Raw genomic sequence first — 19,420 nt, forward strand, 5'->3', positions numbered from 1 at the left:
TTGACCGAAGTGTGAGGGAAATTAAATGCTTGATTTGAGCTCTCGTGTCACCGGCAAATGCCGAGCTCCAGCGATACAGGGGTTCGCGCGGCGACACCAGTTTGGCGTCAGCTTCGGAGATCAATATAAGCGTACACTAAAACAGAAGACGCTGTCTCATTGGAGATTTCCATGCGAGAAATAGAAGCTGTTGATGTCGCGTTCAAAGGGTCTTTCGGCGCTGTCGAATTCGGATACGTCCGTGAGGTATTTCTTGAGGACGAAGCCTGCTGGGGTCTGTTCGATTCCGAAGGCGACGTGATCTTCGTCGGCGACGACCTGGACGAATGCCGATCCTTTGCTGCAAAGGAGGAGATCAGGATTCAGCTGATCCAGTAGGAGTCGTTGCGTGGTCCCGCACTTCTTGCAGCTCTTTTTGCAAGCACCGCCGCGTTAACTACGCATTCAGCGCGATAAGCACTGGACGTAGTCGTAACGACGAAGGCAATCCTGCTAGACCGCCGTGACGCTTGCCGCTCTGTCACTGGCTGGGACAAATGGCAGCATTATCAAGTAAAAACAAAGGCGCTCTTTGTCGGTGGTGCCCCATGCCGGAGTCGAACCAGCACTTCTTTCGAAACTCGATTTTGAGTCGAGCGCGTCTACCAATTCCGCCAATGGGGCAACGGATACCGACGAGCCGGGTGTCTAACATGCGATCGCCCGACCGCGCAAGACGGCGGGCGGGCTTATCTGGCTGATTTGATACGGCTTCCGACGCGCCATTCAAGTCTCCTGCGATCATTCAGCGGCGGCCGGTGCCTGTTCGGTCAGGCCGGACTTCTTCAACGTGATGGCGAGGATCGAGGCGAGCAGGCAGAAGGCGCCGGCAACGAAGAAGGCCGGCAGGTAGCTCGAAAGCTCGGTACGCGAAAGGCCGGCGCCATAAGCAGCGGTTGCAGCGCCCAGTTGATGACCAGCAAAGACCCAGCCGAAGACCATGCCGGCCTTTTCCCGGCCGAATCGGTCGGCCGCTATTTTGACGGTTGGCGGAACGGTGGCGATCCAGTCGAGGCCGTAGAAGACCGCGAAGATCGAAAGACCGTAGAAGCTGAAATCACTGAAGGGCAGGAAGAGCAGCGAGAGGCCGCGCAGACCGTAATACCAGAAGAGCAGCCAGCGGTTGTCAAAGCGGTCCGACAGCCAGCCTGAACCGATCGTGCCGAAGAAATCGAAGATGCCCATGACGGCCAGCACACTAGCCGCCGCGACCGGCAAGATGCCGAAGTCGCCGCAAAGCGTGACGAAATGGGTCTGGATCAGGCCGTTGGTGCTGAGGCCGCAGATGAAGAAGGTGGCGAACAGGATCCAGAAAGTCGAAGTGCCGGAGATGTCTTTCAAGACCGTGACCGGCATTTTCAGGGCGCCGATCAGCGTGCCGCGTGCCGGCGGTGACGTGACATGCGTCTCGCCGAGCGAGGGCAGGTTCACGTCCGAGGGCCGGTCGCGCATGAAGGCAAGCACGGCAAGTGCGGCAACCATGATCATGGCGCAGACGAAGAAGACCGTGGAGCGCCAGCCATAGCGTTCCGTCAGCTCCGCCATCAGCGGGAGGAAGACGAGTTGGCCGGTGGCCGAGCTTGCCGAAAGCATCCCGACGACAAGACCGCGATGTTTCGTGAACCAGCGGGCAGATATGGTTGCCGCCAGCACCATGGCCGTCAGGCCGGTGCCGAAACCGACGACGATGCCCCAGAGCAACAGAAGCTGCCAGAGCGATGTCATGAAGAGTGAGCCGACGAAGCCCGCGCCGATCAGCGCAAGTGCGAAGACGATGACCTTGCGCACGCCGAAATAGTTCATGAAGGCTGCTGCGAAGGGACCCATCAGCCCAAAGAGGAGAAGACGAATCGCAAGCGCGGAGGAAATCTGCGAGGTTTCCCAGCCGAACTCGTCCTGAAGCGGCTTGATGAGTACGCCGGGCGCGCCCATGGCGCCGGCTGTGACCAGCATGGTCAGGAAGGTCGCCCCGACGACGATCCATCCGTAGTGGATGTTGCGGCGTGCAAGGGTGGAGGCAAGCGCAGTAGAAACCATGGGGCAACTTCCATTCGTTGGATACATCAGATTTAGATGATGGCCATCATATTTCTTGCATATTGATGATGGGCATCATATAATTTGTCAAGAGACTATTTTCCGGAGCCGGCTCATGCGCGTCAGCCGCGAAAAATTCGCAGAAAATCGCCAGAAGATCCTGGAGGTCGCGGGCGTGATGTTCCGCGAAAATGGGTTTGATGGCGTCGGCGTTGCCGATATCATGAAAGCCTGCGGACTGACGCATGGCGGCTTCTATGGTCACTTCCAATCAAAGGAAGATCTGCAGCTGGAGGTCAGCCGCGCCCTGATCGCTAAGGTGGAGGCGCGGTGGAAGGCGCTGATTGCAGGTGCGCCTGATCGCCCCCTGGAAGCCCTCCTCGACCACTATGTTTCCTGGTTATCCGTCGACAATCCCGGCTCGAGTTGCGTCTTCGTGGCGCTGATGGAAGAGGTGAGCCGCAGCAGCGGTGCCGTGCGGGAGACATTCAATGATGGACTTTCCACACTTGTCGATATCCTGGCCGAGATCGTTCAGGGCGACACACCGGAAGAGCGCCGCGAGAACGGCTTTACGACGCTCTCGTCCATGATGGGGGCCGTCAGCCTGGCGCGCGCGGTCGAAAATCGCGAACTGGCCGGCCAGTTCCTGTCGACGATGCGGGAGAAGTTGGCACCGGCAAAATCCGTCGATGCCTAAGCGACGCGGTTAAGCTTATCTGCGTTATTTGAAGCCTTCCACGTGATGCGGCACATACGGCTCTTCGAGAGCGGCGACGTCCTCGGCGCTGAGCTTGACAGTCAATGCGCCAACAGCGTCCGAGAGATGATGCGGCTTTGATGCGCCGATGATCGGTGCGGTCACTGCGCTCTTCTGCAAGATCCAAGCGGTGGCGATCTGGGCACGAGAGACTCCATGCGCTTTCGCGAGCCGTCCGACTGTCTCGATGATTTTGCGGTCGGCATCTCCGGCCTGCCGATAGAGCGTCTTGCCGAATTCATCCGTTTCCGTGCGGGCGGTCTTCTCGTCCCAGTCGCGCGCCAGACGGCCGCGGGCAAGCGGACTCCAAGGGATGACAGCAATCTTCTGATCCTCGCAGAAAGGCAGCATCTCGCGTTCTTCCTCGCGATAGAGAAGATTTAGGTGATCCTGCATGCTGACGAATTGCGTCCAGCCGTTCAGCCGCGATGTATAGAGCATCTTCGCGAACTGCCAGGAATACATGGAGGAGGCGCCGATATAGCGTGCCTTGCCGGCCTTCACGACATCGTGCAATGCCTCCAGCGTTTCCTCGATTGGTGTCGTGTAATCGAAGCGGTGGATCTGGAAGAGGTCGACATAATCCGCGCCGAGCCGGCGCAGGCTGTTGTCGATCTCGTCGAAGATTGCCTTACGAGAAAGGCCGGCGCCGTTCGGGCCGGGGCGCATGCGGTTGAAGACCTTGGTCGCGAGCACGATATCCTCCCGCTTCGCGAAATCCTTGATTGCCCGCCCGACGATTTCCTCCGACGAGCCGTCGGAATAGGTATTCGCCGTATCCAGGAAATTGATCCCGAGATCGAGCGCTTGCTTGATGATCGTGCGGCTTTCCTCCTCGCCGAGCGTCCAGGCGTGGTTGCCGCGGCCCGGATCGCCGAAGGTCATGCAACCGAGACAAATCTTCGAAACTTCGAAGCCAGTGCCTCCGAATTTGACATAGTCCATGAAATGACTCCGTGAATGAATCTCAATCCCCGAGACGCCTCGGGATGATGTAGGGCGCAATCGGTGAGAATGTCAGCGATCCCGGCCAAGTATATTTTAGGGCGCGGTCATGACTTGGAGCTTTGAAGCACGCGATTCGGCGATCTTGCGCTTGATCGCTGCAAGGTGTTAGCTGGTGCAGCATTCACTGGATTTCGAGCATGAGACTGCCTGCCTGCGATCGCTATGACGATCTTTATCGCGATTTTGCGTGGGAGATTTCGGAAGATTTCAATATCGGGCGTGCCGTAAGCGACGAATGGGCGGCGCAGGCGCCGGAACGCATCTGTCTTGAACATTTCAGCCCGGATGGCCGCCATCTGTCGATGACCTACGGTGCGCTGGCGGAGCGCTCGTCGTCTTTTGCCAGTGCATTAACGTCGCTTAGCATTCGCCGTGGCGATCGCGTGGCGCTGCTTCTGCCGCAATGTTTCGAGACGGTGATCGCCCATGTGGCGATCTACAAGATGGGCGCGATTGTGCTGCCGCTCGCGCTGCTCTTCGGCGTCGAAGCGCTGGAATACCGACTGAGAACGTCAGGCGCCGCGGTGATCGTCACCAACTCCTTCGGCCTCGAGCGTGTGAACCAGATTCGCGAAAACCTGCCGGAACTTAGGACGGTCATCAGCATCGATGGCGGCGAAGCGCTTGCTTTCGGAGCACTCGCCGAGGCGCATCCGCCGATTTTCGACGTTGCTAAGACCAGCCCGGACGATCCGGCGTTGATGATCTTCACATCAGGCACAACGGGGCCGCCGAAGGGCGCGTTGCATGGCCATCGCGTTCTGGCGGGCCACATCCCCGGCATGCAATTTGCGCATGAAGGCTTTCCGCAGCCCGGCGACAAGGTCTGGACGCCGTCCGACTGGGCCTGGGCGGGCGGGCTGCTGAATGCGCTGCTGCCAAGCCTCCTGCTTGGCGTTCCTGTCGTTTCCTCTCCGGCGCAGAAATTCGACGCTCATATGGCCTATCGCATCATGGCCGAGATGAAGGTGCGGAATGCCTTCATTCCGCCGACAGCGCTCCGCCTGCTGAAATCGATCAGTGATCCCCGCGCGAAATTCGATCTCAATCTGCGGACAATCGGCTCCGCTGGTGAATCGCTAGGCCGAGAAACCTATGAATGGGCGCGTCAGACGCTCGGCATCTCCGTCAACGAATTCTATGGCCAGACGGAGTGCAATTTCGTGCTCTCCTCGAGTGCAAGCTACGGTGTCACGAAAGCCGGCGCGATCGGCCGTGCGGTGCCCGGTCATCAGGTCGCGATCATCGGCGAGAATGGTGATGAGTTGCCCGCCGGTGAGTCAGGCCAGATTGCTATCAAGGCGCCCGATCCGGTGATGTTCCTCGGTTATTGGAACGACGAGGAGGCAACCAGGAAGAAGTTCATCAAAGGCTGGCTGCTGACCGGCGATCTCGGTCACCAGAATGAAGAGGGTTACGTCACATTCGAGGGCCGGGACGATGACGTCATCACCTCGTCAGGCTATCGCATCGGTCCCGCAGAAATCGAGGACTGTCTATCCGGCCACCCGGCCGTGCAGCTTGCCGCCGTCGTTGGCAAGCCGGACCCGGTGCGTACCGAGATCGTCAAAGCTTATATCGTGCTTTCGCCTGACCACACGCCCAGCGATGCGCTTGGCGCTGAAATCCGCGACTGGGTGAAGATGCGGCTTTCGATGCATGAATATCCGAGAGAGGTGGAATTCGTGGATGCACTGCCGCTGACGACGACAGGCAAGGTCATCCGCAGACTTCTGCGCGAAAAGGCGACCGGCGAGGGGCCTAACCGCGCCGTGTGAGCGATATGATCTTCTCGCGCAACATCTTTGCCATATTGCGGGTGCTGCGATACATGTGCAGCTGAGCGGCAGCCTGCCGGACATCGCGGTCGCCGTTCTGCGTCAGGCCGATCACCAGCGTTCCCATTTCCTCGCGCTCCTGCCAGAAACGGCTCATGATCGGATGGTCCGGCACCGCGCAGGAATCGGAACGCACGATATTCGCATCGTCGAGGTGCCATTCCGTCAGTTCGGCCATCAGCAGCTTGCCCGGTGAATAGCGGGCATAGGCCTCGTCGTAGGCTGTCTTCCAGGTATAGGCCTCTCCGCCCATCATCAGCACGACTGTTGCCGCGATTGCCTTGCCGTTTAGGTCGATTGTGTGAATACGCACAGCGTCGATCGCCGCGAGGTTCGAGACGGCTTCTCGGGCGAAGGCAGTGTGGTAGCGGTCGGTCGCCAGCGCGCTACGCTTCTTGCCCTTCCAGCCGCCGGCTTCCATTGCCAGGAATTCCTCGAACCGCGCATGAACATCGCGGGGCTGCCGCGCAACGACATAAACGGCAGTGCCAAGCTCTTCGAGCTGCCGCCATTGACGGCGCATTTCTCTCATATGCGAGGAAGAGATGGTATGACCAAGATAAGCCATGGCGTCTTCCTCGCTTTTCAGCATCGGCCGCTGGAACGGATTGGTGACCGTGACCGGCAGGTTGCGGCTCAGCGCGACGGCCTTTGCCATGCGGGCAAAGATGCCGTTCAGGCGAATATCCGGCAGCACCAGCGTTGCAGGAAGGTTCAGATCGTGCGCCGTCAAGCCCTCAAAAAGGTTGTCCAGCGTCTCGGCTGCATCTTCTGCGTCGACCAGGGGAGTGCCGAGCGGTGCGAAGCTGTTCGACCATGCGCGGATGATCGAGGGGCCGACGGCAAAGCCGGGTCTTTCGACGGAGAACGGCATCAGGAAGCGCAAGCGGCTGCGTTGGCCGTTCTCGTCGCGGATCAGCGCGAAATTCACCTGCCGGTCTTCAAGCCGCGGCATGGCGGGCGCGAGGAAGCGGCCGGTGAAGAAAACATTCGGCTCCATCGCGCGGTTCGAAAGGAAATCCAATTCGTCCTGCAATTCATAGCCGAGTTTGCCGGGATAGAGGCAGAGCTCGCGGCCCGGGCGCCCGATCTCAATGCGCGCTTCGGCCTGCGGCAGGTCGAAGCGTATCGAGGCAAGCTCGTGAACCATGCGGTTGGCATTGGTATCTGTGCTTTCGGTGACGGGGGGGACACGCACCATTATCGGACTCTCGTTTCTATTGTTGCCGGCGGGTGGCTGAACGCAAAAAGGACAATGCCGAGCGCCCGACGCACGGCGATGTGCAGCAGGATCGCTTCCACACCCATTGCCGATGCCGTCGCAATAGCGGTGCCGATGGTGCCAAGGTGCGGGATCAGGGCGATGTTCAAGGAGACGTTTGCCGTGAGCGCGGCGACATAGACGGCAACGCAGAGGTTTTGCTTTCCGGCCATCATCAGCAGCGTTTCGGCCGGGCCGACGAGGGCTTTGGCCAGGATGCCCGCAAGCAGGATCGCCATCAGGACATAACCTGCGGTAAAGGCGCCGCCGAAAAGCGACAGCAGAAGGTGGCCGAATGCCACGACTGCAAGCCCGATGGCGAGTGCCGGCCAGAAGGTCCACCGCGCAGCGTCTATCGCCGCTGCGGCAAGCTGCTCGCGGGTGCCGGTTGCGATAATGCTGGAAAAGCGCGGACCGGAGGCAGCCTTTACCGAGAACATGATGAAATGCACGAGCGCTATCGTTTTTGCCGCGGCAAAATAGATCGCCACGTCGTGCGGCTCGAGGAAGATGCCGACGACAAGAACGTCCGAGTTGGTCAAGAGGAAGCTCACGCCTTCGACCAGGAAAATCGGGAAGGCGATGTTCAGCCAATTGAGGAAATCGACCTTGCGCGGTCCTTCGCTATAGTGGCGGCGCAGGCGGAAAAGAGTCGCGATATATTGGCCGAGGGTGGTGACATAGGCTGCGGCCAGCGCGGCCTTCATGGCGGTGACGGCGGAATGCTCCACACCGGCGCCAATCGCCATCAGCATGAAGAGAATGATGAGCACGGGCCGGATGATGTAGACCGGGCTTAGCGCCATGACGGGCCAGTGATTGGCGCGCGAGGTGCCTTCCAGAATGTCGCCGAGCGCGATCATCGGCATGGCGAGAAGGCCGAGGAAGACGGGAACGAGATAGTAGGACTCGATCCTGTCACCCAGGAAATGCAGTCCTGCCATACCGGCAGCCATCACCAGCGTTCCGGAAAGCATGGCGAAGACGCGGGCCGTTCCCGTCAGGCCACGAATTTCCTCAAAGGCACCCACAGCCTTGTATTGCGGCAGGAACCGAACGATCGCCGTGTGAAAGCCGAGACACGAGAGATCGCCGAACAGGACGATCAGAACCCAGACAAACACGAAGATCCCGTATTCATATTCGCCCATGAGGCGCGCGAGAATGATCTGGGAAATGAAGGCGAGGGCGGCGCTCAGGATGCGGATCGAAAAGGCGGTGAGCGCCATGCGCTGTGCGGTTGCCTTGTCGCCGTGTCCGGTCAGAACTGCGGCAAGCATGCGAAGCAGTCGGCCCCCCGCCGGACGCAGGCCCGCAGGCAGCAGTCTTTCCGCTGTTTCAATGACCGCCATTACGAACACGCAACACTCTGAACTCAGGCAATTCGTATCGGAAGTCTTGCCAGATCAGGGTTAAGAAACGGTTGTGGCGAGCACATTATCCTTAACCGCCAGCTCAATTCACACAAAAGAAATGCCGCCCGCAGGCGGCATTTCTTGAGCTTCCTGCTGTCGCTCAGGCTTCGGCAAATGCACCGTGGCAATGCTTGAATTTCTTGCCCGAACCGCAGGGGCAGGACTCGTTGCGGCCGACCTTGCCCCAGGTGGAGGGGTTGTTCGGATCCCGATTTTCCGGAGAGACGGTCACTTCGGATGCCTGATAGACCGGCCCGAAATCGTTCTCGCCCGTGTCGGGGTCCAGGTGCTGGGCGTGCATGACCGGCAGTTCCGGCTCGGCGGGCGCCTGCTGGACCAGTTCGACGCGCATCAACTGCGCGGTCACTGCCTGGCGCAGGCTGTTCAGCAGCGTCTGGAAGAGCTCGAAGGCTTCGGACTTGTATTCCTGCAGCGGATCGCGCTGGGCATAGCCGCGGAAGCCGATGACGGAACGCAGGTGATCAAGGTTGACGATATGCTCGCGCCAGAGATGGTCTAGCGTCTGCATCACGATCGAACGCTCGACATAATGCATGATATCCGGGCCGAAGCGCTCTGCCTTTTCGGTGAAAGCGGCGTCGGCAGCTTCGGTCAGGCGCTCGCGAATGTCGTCCTCGGCAATGCCTTCTTCCTTCACCCAATCCTCGATTGGCAGATCGAGGTTGAGAAGCGCGGCGACCTGTTCCCTCAGTCCGGCAGCATCCCACTGCTCGGCATAGGCACGCTCGGGAATGTGCTTCTCAACGAGGTCTTCGATGACCTCGCGGCGCATGTCGGAAACGGTCTCGGAGATGTTCGAAGCCTCCATCAGTTCAAGGCGCTGCTCGAAGATCACCTTGCGCTGATCGTTCAGAACGTCGTCATACTTCAGCAGGTTCTTGCGGATATCGAAGTTGCGGGCCTCGACCTTCTTCTGGGCGCGCTCCAGAGCCTTGTTGATCCACGGATGAACGATTGCCTCGCCTTCCTTGAGACCGAGCTTCTGCAGCATGCCGTCCATGCGGTCGGAGCCGAAGATGCGCATCAGGTCGTCCTGAAGCGACAGGTAGAACTTGGAGCGGCCCGGGTCACCCTGACGGCCGGAACGGCCACGGAGCTGATTGTCGATGCGGCGGCTTTCATGGCGCTCCGTCGCGATGACGTAGAGACCGCCGGCAGTGATCGCCTGCTCCTTGAGTTTCTGGATCTCCGCGGCGATCGCCGAAATCTTGGCGTCGCGCTCCGGACCGGGCTCGACTTCGCCAAGCTCGCGCTCGATGCGCATGTCGAGGTTGCCGCCGAGCTGGATGTCGGTGCCGCGGCCCGCCATGTTGGTTGCGATCGTGACCGCGCCCGGTACGCCGGCCTGCGCAACGATATAGGCTTCCTGCTCGTGATAGCGGGCGTTCAGGACCTGGAAGTCCTTGAAACCCTGCTTGCGCATCAGTTCAGCCAGAAGTTCGGATTTTTCGATGGAGGTTGTGCCGACGAGCACCGGCTGGCCGCGCTTCTGGGCGTCCGCTATCTCGGCGATGATCGCTTTGTATTTTTCCTCAAAGGTCCGATAGACCTCGTCGTCTTCGTCGAGACGCTGGATCGGCAGGTTCGTCGGCACTTCGACGACGTCGAGGCCGTAGATGTTGGCGAATTCTTCCGCTTCCGTCTGCGCCGTACCAGTCATGCCGGCGAGCTTGTCGTACATGCGGAAATAGTTCTGGAAGGTGATCTGCGCCAGCGTTTGGTTTTCCGGCTGGATCTGTACCTTTTCCTTGGCTTCCAGCGCCTGATGCTGCCCTTCCGAATAGCGGCGGCCCGGCATCATGCGGCCGGTGAATTCGTCGATGATGACGATTTCGTCGTTGCGGACGATGTAGTCCTTGTCACGCTGGAAGAGCTTGTGAGCCTTCAGCGCATTGTTGACGTGGTGGACGATCGCAACGTTTTCTATGTCGTAGAGCGCGCTGCCTTTCAGGAGGCCCGCCGCCTTCAGCAGACCTTCGAGCTTTTCAGTGCCAACTTCGGAAAAGTTCGCCGAACGTTGCTTCTCGTCGATTTCGTAATCTTCTTCCGACAAGAGCGGAATAAAGGCGTCGATCGTATTGTACAGATCGGAGCGGTCGTCGAGCGGACCGGAGATGATAAGCGGCGTGCGCGCTTCGTCGACCAGGATCGAGTCCACTTCGTCGACGATGGCGAAGTTATGGCCGCGCTGAACCATCTGGCCCTTTTCGTACTTCATGTTGTCGCGAAGATAATCGAAGCCGAGTTCGTTGTTGGTCGCGTAGGTGATATCGCAATTGTAGGCGGCAGCGCGCTCCTCGTCCGACAGACCATGAACGATGACGCCCGTGGTAAGCCCGAGGAAGTTATAGATGCGACCCATGTTGGCCGCGTCGCGGCGGGCGAGGTAGTCGTTGACGGTGACGACGTGGACACCCTTGCCGGAAAGCGCATTCAGGTAAACCGGCAGCGTCGCAACCAGGGTCTTACCTTCGCCTGTCTTCATTTCGGCGATGGCGTTGGAATGCAGGATCATGCCGCCGACAAGCTGCACGTCAAAAGGCCGCAGGCCGAGGACGCGGCGCGAAGCTTCGCGCACGACGGCGAATGCCGGAACGAGGATGTCGTCAAGCGTCTTGCCGTCCGCCAGCATCTTGCGGAACTCGACCGTCTGGGCGGCGAGCTGCTCGTCGCTCAAGGCCTTCGTCTTCTCCTCAATCGAGTTGATGGTGGCGACGTTCGGCTGGAACGACCGCACGCGGCGCTCGTTGGCAGAGCCAAATATTTTGCGGGCGAGACCGCCGAAGCTGACCATATGACTGGTCCTTTCTCAATATTCATCTCTGGCTTTTCTTACACGCACACCCAGCCGAAAATCAGGCACACGTGTCGAAAACGCCAGGAAACTTTTCTGGACGCGAGGTTGCGTGACAGATAAGAGGGGGGTCGAATGATGTCAACGGATTTGGCTGATATAGAAAGGCCACATTCCAGTGTTGATGGCTGTTTTGGGCTGGATTCACGAATGCTGAAGCCGGTGGTGTAACTCTGAAAGGTTATTTGATGTTGAGCTACAACAAACTCGCCGTGATGGCGCTTGCAACTTTTGTTGCGCTCCAGGCGCCGGTCTATGCGGAAGACAAGCCGGATGCCGTCGTTGCCAAGGTCGGCGATCTTGAGATCCATCAGTCGGAACTCGATCTAGCCGTCGCCAACCTCGATCCCCAGCTCGCACAGCTTCCGGACGATCAGAAGAAGGTTGCTGCGCTTTCGGCTGCGATTGACGTCAAGCTGCTCGCCGGCAATGCCTCCGCCGAGAAGCTCGATCAGACCAGCGAATTCAAGAAGCGCGTACAGTATCTCTCGGATCGGGAACTGCATAATGCCTATTTCAAGAAGCATGTCGTCGATACCGTTACCGACGATGAAGTGAAGGCGCGCTACGACAAGGAAGTCGCAGCCCTTCCGAAGCAGGAAGAAGTTCACGCCCGCCACATCCTCGTGAAGACGGAGGACGAGGCCAAGGACGTCATCAAGCAGCTCGATGGCGGCAAGGACTTCGCAAGCCTTGCCAAGGAAAAGTCCACCGACCCGAACAAGGCTGACGGCGGCGATCTCGGCTATTTTACCAGGGGCCGCATGGTCAAGGAATTCGAGGATGCAGCCTTCTCTCTCGAAAAGGGCACCTATTCCAAGACGCCGGTGAAGACCGATTTCGGCTTCCACGTCATCAAGGTTGAAGACAAGCGCGACGCTCCGCCGCCGCCGTTCGATCAGGTCAAGGACCAGGTTCGTCAGCTCGTCATGCGCGACAAGTATCTTGCGCTCCTCGCCAAAGCGAAGGAAACGTCCAAGGTCGATATCATGGACGAAACGCTCCGCAAGGGCTACGACGACGCGAACAAGCAGCAGGCGCCAACAACGCAGCCGCAGCAGTAAATTCCATCAAGGGCCCGGTTCTGCCGAGGCCCTTCACTATCCTCTATTTTCGCATTTCCGGACGGCGAACCGGTTTCCACTTCGCCTGGAAATGCCCATAGCCAGGTCGATCATTATGTCCGGTTCTGTTTCTCCGCTCGCTCCGAAAACCTTTGCCACGATGCCCGCGCTGCGCGGTTTGCGCATGGCGACCGCTTCTGCAGGCATCAAGTATAAGAACCGGACGGACGTGCTGATGATGGTCTTCGACAAGCCGGCGGCCGTTGCCGGGGTCTTCACGCGATCGAAGTGCCCGTCGGCGCCGGTCGATTTCTGCCGTGCCAATCTGCCGCATGGCGTGGCGCGAGCCGTCATTGTCAATTCCGGCAACGCCAATGCCTTCACCGGTCTGAAGGGACGCCAGGCAACCGCATTGACGGCGAAGTCGGCTGCCGCAGCCGTCGGCTGCGCCGAGAACGAAGTCTATCTGGCCTCGACCGGCGTGATCGGGGAGCCACTGGATGCAACGAAATTCGCAGGCGTTCTCGATCGCATGCATGCCGAGGCGGCCGGCGATATCTGGTTCGAAGCCGCCAAAGCGATCATGACCACGGACACCTATCCGAAGGTTTCGACCCGCAGTGCCGAAATCGCCGGTGTAAAGGTGACGATTAACGGCATTGCCAAGGGCGCCGGGATGATCGCACCCGACATGGCGACCATGCTTTCTTTCGTCGTTACCGATGCCGACATCGCGCCTGCCGCTTTGCAGTCCCTGCTTTCGGATGGCGTCGGCCCGACCTTCAATTCGATGACGGTGGATAGTGATACGTCCACTTCCGATACGCTGATGCTGTTTGCGACGGCTGCCGCGGCCGAGGACGGCCAGGTCCACATCGAGCGTGCCGACGATCCGCGCCTTGCCGCCTTCCGCGCGGCGCTCAATGAAGTGCTGAAGGATTTGTCGCTGCAGGTCTGCCGCGATGGCGAAGGCGCCACCAAGATGCTGGAAATCACTGTGACCCGTGCCGAGAGCGACGCGGCGGCCAAGCGCATTGCCCTTTCGATCGCCAATTCGCCCCTGGTGAAGACGGCTGCCGCCGGCGAAGACGCCAATTGGGGCCGTATCGTCATGGCCGTCGGCAAGGCTGGCGAGATGGCCGATCGCGATCGGCTTGCCATCTGGTTCGGCGATGTCCGTGTTGCCGTTAACGGTGAGCGCGACCCCGATTACTCGGAGGAAGCCGCCTCGAATGTGATGAAGAAGCAGGATATTCCTGTCAAAGTCGATATCGGGCTCGGCGCGGGTACCGCTACGGTCTGGACCTGCGACCTCACAAAGGAGTATGTGGCGATCAACGGCGACTACCGGAGCTGATCGTTCATTGACTGAAACGTTGTCCCAAAAGGCAAAACTGCCACTGGTACGAAGGCTCGAAGCTGTCGGCTTCCGGGCGTGGCCGGCTTCCTCCGTGCAATATGACGGCAGCTGGCAGGTGCGGCTGACGGCAGGCCATCCGTCGAACCGGTTGAATTCCATCGTGCCGCTCGACCCTTCCGATCATCGCGACGTCGAAGTCCGGCTGGAGAAGGCGAGCCGCAGATTCGAGGCTTACGGCCGCCCGGCGGTTCTTCGTCAAACGCCGCTTGCGTCGCCGGTTCTGGTCGATCTCGTCAAGGAGCGGCAATGGACGCATTTCGATGAGACAATCGTCATGACCTGCGACCTGACGCATGCCGAACTACCGGACACACTCGATCACCTGCCGACACATGACATCGGTCGCTTCGTCGATGCCAATCTCTCGACGGATCAGGTCTCCCCGAAGCTGAAGCCCGCGCTTGCGGAAATCATCAACGCGATAGGACCGCCGTGCGGTCTCTTCATGATCGAGGATCCGGAAACCGGTCCGCTTGCAAGTGTGCTTTGCGTTCAGGACAACGATCTTGCCGGCATTATGTCGCTCTCAGTGGCTAAGGAGCGGCGGCGCGAGGGTCTCGGCCTTGAAATTCTGACGTCTGCCCTTCGCTGGGCGCGCATGCGCAGCGCCCGCTCGGCCTGGTTGCAGGTCAAGGCCGCGAACGAACCGGCTCTGGCGCTCTATGATCGTCTCGGTTTCCGTGAAGCTTATCGCTATTGCTACTGGCGCCAGGAACAGGCGCAATGAACGAAACCGGCAAGAAGATTCTGTTGGTTGCCGCATGCGCGCTGATCGATTCCGACGGCCGTATTCTTCTGGCACAGCGTCCGGAGGGAAAGTCGCTCGCCGGCCTGTGGGAATTTCCTGGCGGCAAGGTCGAACTGGGGGAAACGCCGGAGGAAACTCTGGTGCGCGAACTTGAGGAAGAACTCGATATCCGGACCAAGATCGCTTGTCTCGCACCATTGACATTTGCCAGCCACAGCTACGACACATTTCACCTCCTGATGCCACTTTATGTCTGCCGCCGCTATGAGGGTATTCCGCATGGCAAGGAAGGCCAGGCTTTGAAATGGGTAAAACCTATGGCTCTCAGGGATTACCCGATGCCGCCCGCCGATGAGCCGCTGATCCCGATGCTTCAGGATCTGCTTTAGCGAATTATCGCTTTCTTGCGGCAAAGTGCCGTTTTCGGCCAGGATTATTAATCGATCGTTTATCACCTTCTGCCTAAGATCGGCCTCAATCAAGCAACTGGCGTATTTGTAAAAGGCTTGACGCATGGACGACGATTTCTGGAAAGCTGTCCGGGAGAAAGAACAGAGCTCGAATGCTTCGCGCAGGACGGGCGCGCTCAATCTCGCTTTGCTTTTCGGCACTGCCGTCGTTGCCCTGACGCTCATCCTCACGCCGATGCTCGCCGACAAGTCCAAGTCGAGCGTTTTCGCCAGTGTTCCGGCTGAGTTTGATACGATCACGACCGGATCGATCCCGGGGACGGAAAACGGCAAGCGCTACACGATCCGACGTAGCGTCCTGCAGGAGACGCCCGGCTCGGTTTGCGTCGTGCAAGGGTACGGTTCAGGAGCCGGTTGCTGAAGAAATTAGGTCTCCGCCGCATCGCGAAAGGTTTGTCATGCGCATTCTGAAAGCTTTCCTTGCAGATGCCCGTGGCGCGACCGCCGTCGAATACGGTCTCCTGGCCGCCCTGATTTCAGTGGCCCTTATCGGTGGGCTGACGACCTTCGGCAACAGCCTGCAAGACACTTTCAATACCGTGAGCAACCATCTCGATAGTGACTAAGCGCCGAACTGGAAGCTCTACTTCCATTCACTGTTTCAGCTTGTGCTCTTCCACGCGCAAAGCATCGGCAAGCCGCGCTTTCGCCGAGCCCGGCTGCAACGGCTTCTGCTGGCTTTCATGCGGCGCCCATCCTGAAACATAAATGATCGAGAACATCGCTCTGATACGCCCGTCTGGATCGGAATAGCGCTCGGCATAGATTTCCGCCGCGCGGAGGAAGAATGCGCGGGTGGGCGGCTTGCGGCTGCGGGCCGCGAGGGGATTGGCCATGCCCATAGCGCGCAGGTCTTTCATCAACGGGAAGATGGAGTCGTAGCGGACCGTATAGACCTCGGCGTCGATTACCGGTAGCGCGAAGCCGGCGCGCTGGAGGAGGCCGCCGACGTCGCGGACGTCGGCGAACGGGATCACGCGTGGGCTGGCGCCGCCGGTCATCTCCGCTTCCGTTGCAAGCAGAACGTCCCGAAGCTCCTGAAGAGTACCGGCTCCTGGGATTGCCGCAAGAAACAGGCCGTCGGGCCTGAGGGCGCGGCGTATCTGGATGAAGACGCCGGGCGTGTCGTTGGTGAGATGCAGACAGAGCGGCGCAAGAATGAGGTTGGCCGATTGCGGTTCGATCGGCACGTCCTCAAGCGGCGCCGTGACCAGCACGTCGTTAGGCGCGGCAAATACCTGCTCCGCCTCGACCCGGGTCATCGCACCGATCTTGCCCGTTGCAATTGCTGCCCGCGCCGCTGCTCCTGTCATCCCATGCAGTTCCACGGCGGTCTCGAAATGGCGTTCGACGACGGCCAGCCGGTCGGCAAGTTCCGCGGCAGCAATATCCAGAAGGAAGGCAGCTTTCGGATCCGCGTTTTTCAGTGCGCGACGGCGGTTTGCGGCGATCGCGGTCCGGTCGAAGATCATATCCATACGGATGTCCATAATCCTGCGAGCGAAGGGCGGCAAGGCGGATTTTCCTTTCTTGCGGAAAGCGCTAGTCTTCGCCAATGGGGCTCATCGATTTCAAACGGCCGGGGGCGCTGCGGCTAACGCGGCCCTTCGCAATGTTCGCCGATCTGCTCTATGCGCCGGCCTGCGCATCTTGCGGCATCATGGCTGCTGGTTCACGACCGCACCGATCTGGCGCCGATGATGGCGGGTTGGATGCTTTGGGCGAGCAAAGGCACGGTCGAGGCCTGCGATGCCCTAGTTCCGGTCCCGCTTCATCGCTCCCGAATGCTTTCGCGCAAGTTCAATCAGGCAGCGGAGCTTGCACGCCATCTCGCCCGTCGTTCAGGCAAGCCCCTGTTGCCCGCACGTTGCTGGGGTCAATCGCCCCACGCAACAGGTTGGGCTCGGCGCAAAGGCGCGCGAGGACAATGTGCGCGGTACGTTCGCGATCGCCAGGGGCCGGGAAAACGATGTTTTCGGCAAGCGCATCGTCCTTATAGACGACGTCTATACGAGCGGTGCTAACCTCGGTGCGGCAACCCACACGCTTCGGCGGGCGGGCGGGCGCCGTGGACATCACGGTTTTAACCTTTGCAAGCGCTTTCTCAGAACCTATATGACAAAGGAAAACTGGCATCCATTTGGAGACCATATATGGCACTCGTCACCATCTATACGCGGCAGTTCTGCGGCTATTGCACCCGCGCCAAGTCCCTCCTCGAAGAGAAGGGGATCGATTATGTCGAACACGACGCGACCTTTTCGCCAGATCTCCGCCAAGAGATGGTTGGCAAGTCAAACGGCAGGACGACCTTCCCGCAGATATTCGTTGGCGCGCAGCATGTCGGCGGATGCGATGATCTTTATGCACTGGACCGGGCCGGCAGGCTCGATCCCATGCTGGTAGCCTAAAGGGGGGACCGATGACGTTCAAGGCCGCTGCCGTTCAGATGTGTTCCGGTGTCGATCCAGCAAGGAATGCCGCCTCTATGATGCACTTGGTGCGTGGCGCAGCAGCCCAAGGCGCGATCTATGTGCAGACGCCGGAAATGACCGGCATGCTGCAGCGCGACAAGATTGCCGCGAAAGCGGTGCTGCGCGACGAGACCGACGATATTATCGTCAGGACGGCATCCGCGCTTGCTGCTGAACTTGGCATCTACTTGCATGTCGGCTCGACGGCGATCGCGCTCGATGACGGCAAGATCGCCAATCGAGGCTTTCTCTTCGGCCCAGATGGCAAAATTCTGAATCGCTACGACAAGATCCATATGTTCGATGTCGATCTCGATAACGGTGAAAGCTGGCGGGAAAGTGCTGCCTATCGCCCGGGTTCGGAGGCGCGCGTCCTGTCGCTGCCCTTCGCGGAAATGGGCTTTACGATCTGCTACGATGTCCGGTTTCCTGCGCTTTTCCGCGCCCAGGCGATTGCAGGGGCGGAAGTCATGACTGTGCCTGCCGCGTTCACGAGGCAGACGGGTGAGGCGCATTGGGAAATCCTGCTTCGCGCCCGCGCCATCGAAAACGGGGTCTTCGTCATTGCCGCGGCCCAGGCTGGAGTCCATGAGGACGGCCGCGAGACATACGGCCATTCGATGATCATCGATCCCTGGGGTAAGGTGCTGGCGTCGGCCGGCGGTACGGGCGAGGTGGTGATTGTCGCGGATATCGATCGAACGGCGGTCAAGGCCGCGCACGACAAGATTCCGAATCTGAAAAACGGGCGCGAATTCTCGATCGAAAAAATCTCGGGGGCTGTCGCAGGAGGCGTCGCCGCTTGATCCGTTATTCCCTCAGTTGCGAGAATGCCCACGAATTCGAAGCCTGGTTCTCCGGAAGTGCCGATTTCGACCGGCAGGTCGCGTCCGGTTACCTCACTTGTCCAGTCTGCAATTCCACGTCCATCTCGAAAACACTGATGGCGCCATCCGTCTCGACCGCCCGCAAGAAGGACGAGATGAAGACGCTGGCTATGGATACGGCGCGGCGCGAGGCCTTCGAAAAGCTGAAGGCGGCCGTCGCTCACATCAAGGCGAACGCCGAAGATGTCGGCGCGCAGTTTCCCGAAGAAGCCCGCAAGATTCACTACGGCGAGGCGGATGCTCGCGGCATCATGGGACAAGCCACGATCGACGAGGCCCAGGCACTGCTTGAGGAAGGCATCGAAATTGCCGCGCTTCCGGTCCTGCCGGAAGATGTGAACTGATCGCTATTCGGGCCGCTTCGCCAGGAGCATGTAGTTCACGTCCATATCCTTGGATAGGTTCCACTGGTTCGCCAGCGGATTGAAGAAGACGCCGGTGCGCTCGATGATCGTCATGCCGTTGGCGGTGAGCGGCTTTTCCAGCTCTTCAGGGCGGACCAGCTTTTCATACTGATGCGTGCCGCGCGGCAGCCAGCGCAGGATGTTCTCGGCGGCGAAGATCGCGAGTGCGGCGGCCTTCATCGTGCGGTTGATGGTGGCGACGAACATCAGCCCGCCGGGCCGCACCATCCTCGCGCAGGTCGTCATGAAGAAATCGACGTTGGCGACATGTTCGACGACTTCCATATTCAGGACGATATCGAAGGTCTCTCCTGCTTCCGCAAGCTGTTCGGCGGTGACCGCGCGGTAATCGACTGTGACACCAGACGCTTGCGCGTGTGTCGAGGCAATGCCGATGTTCTTCTCCGAGGGATCGGCACCGACAACCGTTGCGCCCATGCGGGCGACGGGTTCCGAGAGCAGGCCGCCGCCGCAGCCGATGTCGAGTACGCGCAGGCCCTCCAGCGGTCGCGGGCCTTTCGTGTCGCGGCTGAAGTTTTCGGCAGCCTTGTCGCGGATATAAGTGAGCCGCACCGGGTTGAACTTGTGCAGCGGCCTGAACTTGCCCGTCGGGCTCCACCACTCCGCCGCCATCGCGGAAAAGCGGTCCACCTCGCTCTGGTCGATCGTGCTTTTTGCCGCGTCGCTCATGACCCTGCTCCTTGCGTTCGTCGTGAGTGA

The 19,420-nt window shown here is 59.7% G+C and carries 19 protein-coding genes, 1 tRNA gene and 1 pseudogene; 13 read left to right on the forward strand and 8 right to left on the reverse strand.

Annotation, left to right across the window (positions count from 1 at the left end; all coding sequences use genetic code 11):
- Positions 1 to 171 precede the first annotated feature (171 nt).
- The gene (locus tag ACZ9BX_RS17960; RefSeq protein WP_027512317.1) at positions 172 to 378 is read left to right on the forward strand and encodes a hypothetical protein; all 207 of its coding nucleotides are present in this window, start codon (positions 172 to 174) and stop codon (positions 376 to 378) included.
- Positions 379 to 578: 200 nt separating this feature from the next.
- On the opposite strand, the gene ACZ9BX_RS17965 is transcribed toward ACZ9BX_RS17960, so the two are convergent.
- Positions 579 to 663 (reverse strand) — tRNA-Leu (locus ACZ9BX_RS17965).
- Between the two features lie 117 nt (positions 664 to 780).
- The gene (locus tag ACZ9BX_RS17970; protein WP_476219310.1) at positions 781 to 2,076 is read right to left on the reverse strand and encodes an MFS transporter; all 1,296 of its coding nucleotides are present in this window, start codon (positions 2,074 to 2,076) and stop codon (positions 781 to 783) included.
- Between the two features lie 115 nt (positions 2,077 to 2,191).
- Between ACZ9BX_RS17970 and ACZ9BX_RS17975 the strand changes: the two genes are divergently transcribed.
- On the forward strand, positions 2,192 to 2,776 hold the full coding sequence (locus ACZ9BX_RS17975) for a TetR/AcrR family transcriptional regulator (RefSeq protein ID WP_027512315.1): 585 nt from the start codon (positions 2,192 to 2,194) through the stop codon (positions 2,774 to 2,776).
- A gap of 24 nt (positions 2,777 to 2,800) precedes the next feature.
- Here the strand turns inward: ACZ9BX_RS17975 and ACZ9BX_RS17980 are convergent, their stop codons facing one another.
- Entirely contained in the window at positions 2,801 to 3,781 is a 981-nt protein-coding gene (locus ACZ9BX_RS17980; protein WP_476219311.1) for an aldo/keto reductase, read from the reverse strand.
- A gap of 200 nt (positions 3,782 to 3,981) precedes the next feature.
- Here ACZ9BX_RS17980 and ACZ9BX_RS17985 point away from each other — a divergent pair, with 200 nt between their 5' ends.
- A complete protein-coding gene (locus ACZ9BX_RS17985) occupies positions 3,982 to 5,622 on the forward strand; it encodes an AMP-binding protein (RefSeq protein ID WP_476219313.1) in 1,641 nt (546 codons plus the stop codon).
- Here the strand turns inward: ACZ9BX_RS17985 and ACZ9BX_RS17990 are convergent.
- From ACZ9BX_RS17990 to secA, 3 genes are all read right to left on the reverse strand, one after another.
- Positions 5,606 to 6,883 (reverse strand): GNAT family N-acetyltransferase, encoded by a 1,278-nt coding sequence (locus ACZ9BX_RS17990; protein WP_476219314.1) that lies wholly within the window; start codon positions 6,881 to 6,883, stop codon positions 5,606 to 5,608. The two genes, ACZ9BX_RS17985 and ACZ9BX_RS17990, sit on opposite strands and share 17 nt — an antisense overlap.
- Positions 6,883 to 8,295 carry a lipopolysaccharide biosynthesis protein gene (locus ACZ9BX_RS17995; RefSeq protein WP_476219316.1) on the reverse strand — a complete coding sequence of 471 codons (1,413 nt, stop codon included), beginning with the start codon at positions 8,293 to 8,295 and terminating at the stop codon, positions 6,883 to 6,885. Before ACZ9BX_RS17995 ends, ACZ9BX_RS17990 begins: the two co-directional genes overlap by 1 nt.
- Before the next feature lie 163 nt (positions 8,296 to 8,458).
- Positions 8,459 to 11,173 carry a preprotein translocase subunit SecA gene (gene secA / locus ACZ9BX_RS18000; protein ID WP_476219318.1) on the reverse strand — a complete coding sequence of 905 codons (2,715 nt, stop codon included), beginning with the start codon at positions 11,171 to 11,173 and terminating at the stop codon, positions 8,459 to 8,461.
- A 248-nt stretch (positions 11,174 to 11,421) separates the two neighbouring features.
- Between secA and ACZ9BX_RS18005 the strand changes: the two genes are divergently transcribed.
- The 6 genes from ACZ9BX_RS18005 to ACZ9BX_RS18030 all read left to right on the forward strand — a co-directional run bounded on the left by ACZ9BX_RS18005 (position 11,422) and on the right by ACZ9BX_RS18030 (position 15,501).
- Entirely contained in the window at positions 11,422 to 12,297 is an 876-nt protein-coding gene (locus tag ACZ9BX_RS18005) for a peptidylprolyl isomerase (RefSeq protein WP_476219320.1), read from the forward strand.
- 115 nt (positions 12,298 to 12,412) lie between these two features.
- On the forward strand, positions 12,413 to 13,654 hold the full coding sequence (gene argJ, locus ACZ9BX_RS18010; protein WP_476219322.1) for a bifunctional glutamate N-acetyltransferase/amino-acid acetyltransferase ArgJ: 1,242 nt from the start codon (positions 12,413 to 12,415) through the stop codon (positions 13,652 to 13,654).
- Positions 13,623 to 14,444: a GNAT family N-acetyltransferase gene (locus tag ACZ9BX_RS18015; RefSeq protein ID WP_476219324.1), complete on the forward strand. Its 822-nt coding sequence runs from the start codon at positions 13,623 to 13,625 to the stop codon at positions 14,442 to 14,444. The genes argJ and ACZ9BX_RS18015 overlap by 32 nt, the downstream gene beginning before the upstream one ends.
- Positions 14,441 to 14,854: an 8-oxo-dGTP diphosphatase MutT gene (gene mutT / locus ACZ9BX_RS18020; protein ID WP_027512306.1), complete on the forward strand. Its 414-nt coding sequence runs from the start codon at positions 14,441 to 14,443 to the stop codon at positions 14,852 to 14,854. Before ACZ9BX_RS18015 ends, mutT begins: the two co-directional genes overlap by 4 nt.
- Positions 14,855 to 14,978: 124 nt before the next feature.
- A complete protein-coding gene (locus tag ACZ9BX_RS18025) occupies positions 14,979 to 15,296 on the forward strand; it encodes a hypothetical protein (RefSeq protein ID WP_087000325.1) in 318 nt (105 codons plus the stop codon).
- 37 nt (positions 15,297 to 15,333) lie between these two features.
- Positions 15,334 to 15,501: a Flp family type IVb pilin gene (locus tag ACZ9BX_RS18030; RefSeq protein WP_476219327.1), complete on the forward strand. Its 168-nt coding sequence runs from the start codon at positions 15,334 to 15,336 to the stop codon at positions 15,499 to 15,501.
- Between the two features lie 27 nt (positions 15,502 to 15,528).
- Here ACZ9BX_RS18030 and ACZ9BX_RS18035 read toward each other — a convergent pair whose 3' ends face one another.
- Positions 15,529 to 16,413 (reverse strand): class I SAM-dependent methyltransferase, encoded by an 885-nt coding sequence (locus tag ACZ9BX_RS18035; protein WP_132567905.1) that lies wholly within the window; start codon positions 16,411 to 16,413, stop codon positions 15,529 to 15,531.
- Positions 16,414 to 16,599: 186 nt separating this feature from the next.
- Between ACZ9BX_RS18035 and ACZ9BX_RS18040 the strand changes: the two are divergent.
- The 4 genes and pseudogenes from ACZ9BX_RS18040 to ACZ9BX_RS18055 all read left to right on the forward strand — a co-directional run.
- A pseudogene (locus ACZ9BX_RS18040) lies at positions 16,600 to 17,054 on the forward strand (ComF family protein); the annotation flags it as partial.
- A gap of 34 nt (positions 17,055 to 17,088) precedes the next feature.
- Positions 17,089 to 17,346, forward strand: a complete 258-nt coding sequence (grxC, locus tag ACZ9BX_RS18045; protein ID WP_476219330.1) for a glutaredoxin 3 — start codon at positions 17,089 to 17,091, stop codon at positions 17,344 to 17,346.
- 11 nt (positions 17,347 to 17,357) lie between these two features.
- Positions 17,358 to 18,215 carry a carbon-nitrogen hydrolase family protein gene (locus ACZ9BX_RS18050; RefSeq protein WP_476219332.1) on the forward strand — a complete coding sequence of 286 codons (858 nt, stop codon included), beginning with the start codon at positions 17,358 to 17,360 and terminating at the stop codon, positions 18,213 to 18,215.
- Complete coding sequence (locus tag ACZ9BX_RS18055; RefSeq protein WP_027512300.1) at positions 18,212 to 18,640, forward strand: DUF1178 family protein; 429 nt, start codon at positions 18,212 to 18,214, stop codon at positions 18,638 to 18,640. The genes ACZ9BX_RS18050 and ACZ9BX_RS18055 overlap by 4 nt, the downstream gene beginning before the upstream one ends.
- A 3-nt stretch (positions 18,641 to 18,643) precedes the next feature.
- On the opposite strand, the gene ubiG is transcribed toward ACZ9BX_RS18055, so the two are convergent.
- Positions 18,644 to 19,390, reverse strand: a complete 747-nt coding sequence (ubiG, locus tag ACZ9BX_RS18060) for a bifunctional 2-polyprenyl-6-hydroxyphenol methylase/3-demethylubiquinol 3-O-methyltransferase UbiG (protein ID WP_476219334.1) — start codon at positions 19,388 to 19,390, stop codon at positions 18,644 to 18,646.
- Between the last annotated feature and the right edge of the window lie 30 nt (positions 19,391 to 19,420).

The sequence above is a fragment of the Rhizobium sp. USDA 3886 genome (assembly GCF_056279785.1).

Coding starts and splice junctions, on each gene's coding strand:
- ACZ9BX_RS17960 (WP_027512317.1), top strand. CDS start 172: ATGCGAGAAATAGAAGCTGTTGATGTCGCGTTCAAAGGGTCTTTCGGC.
- ACZ9BX_RS17970 (WP_476219310.1), bottom strand. CDS start 2,076: ATGGTTTCTACTGCGCTTGCCTCCACCCTTGCACGCCGCAACATCCAC.
- ACZ9BX_RS17975 (WP_027512315.1), top strand. CDS start 2,192: ATGCGCGTCAGCCGCGAAAAATTCGCAGAAAATCGCCAGAAGATCCTG.
- ACZ9BX_RS17980 (WP_476219311.1), bottom strand. CDS start 3,781: ATGGACTATGTCAAATTCGGAGGCACTGGCTTCGAAGTTTCGAAGATT.
- ACZ9BX_RS17985 (WP_476219313.1), top strand. CDS start 3,982: ATGAGACTGCCTGCCTGCGATCGCTATGACGATCTTTATCGCGATTTT.
- ACZ9BX_RS17990 (WP_476219314.1), bottom strand. CDS start 6,883: ATGGTGCGTGTCCCCCCCGTCACCGAAAGCACAGATACCAATGCCAAC.
- ACZ9BX_RS17995 (WP_476219316.1), bottom strand. CDS start 8,295: ATGGCGGTCATTGAAACAGCGGAAAGACTGCTGCCTGCGGGCCTGCGT.
- secA (WP_476219318.1), bottom strand. CDS start 11,173: ATGGTCAGCTTCGGCGGTCTCGCCCGCAAAATATTTGGCTCTGCCAAC.
- ACZ9BX_RS18005 (WP_476219320.1), top strand. CDS start 11,422: ATGTTGAGCTACAACAAACTCGCCGTGATGGCGCTTGCAACTTTTGTT.
- argJ (WP_476219322.1), top strand. CDS start 12,413: ATGTCCGGTTCTGTTTCTCCGCTCGCTCCGAAAACCTTTGCCACGATG.
- ACZ9BX_RS18015 (WP_476219324.1), top strand. CDS start 13,623: ATGTGGCGATCAACGGCGACTACCGGAGCTGATCGTTCATTGACTGAA.
- mutT (WP_027512306.1), top strand. CDS start 14,441: ATGAACGAAACCGGCAAGAAGATTCTGTTGGTTGCCGCATGCGCGCTG.
- ACZ9BX_RS18025 (WP_087000325.1), top strand. CDS start 14,979: ATGGACGACGATTTCTGGAAAGCTGTCCGGGAGAAAGAACAGAGCTCG.
- ACZ9BX_RS18030 (WP_476219327.1), top strand. CDS start 15,334: ATGCGCATTCTGAAAGCTTTCCTTGCAGATGCCCGTGGCGCGACCGCC.
- ACZ9BX_RS18035 (WP_132567905.1), bottom strand. CDS start 16,413: ATGGATATGATCTTCGACCGGACCGCGATCGCCGCAAACCGCCGTCGC.
- grxC (WP_476219330.1), top strand. CDS start 17,089: ATGGCACTCGTCACCATCTATACGCGGCAGTTCTGCGGCTATTGCACC.
- ACZ9BX_RS18050 (WP_476219332.1), top strand. CDS start 17,358: ATGACGTTCAAGGCCGCTGCCGTTCAGATGTGTTCCGGTGTCGATCCA.
- ubiG (WP_476219334.1), bottom strand. CDS start 19,390: ATGAGCGACGCGGCAAAAAGCACGATCGACCAGAGCGAGGTGGACCGC.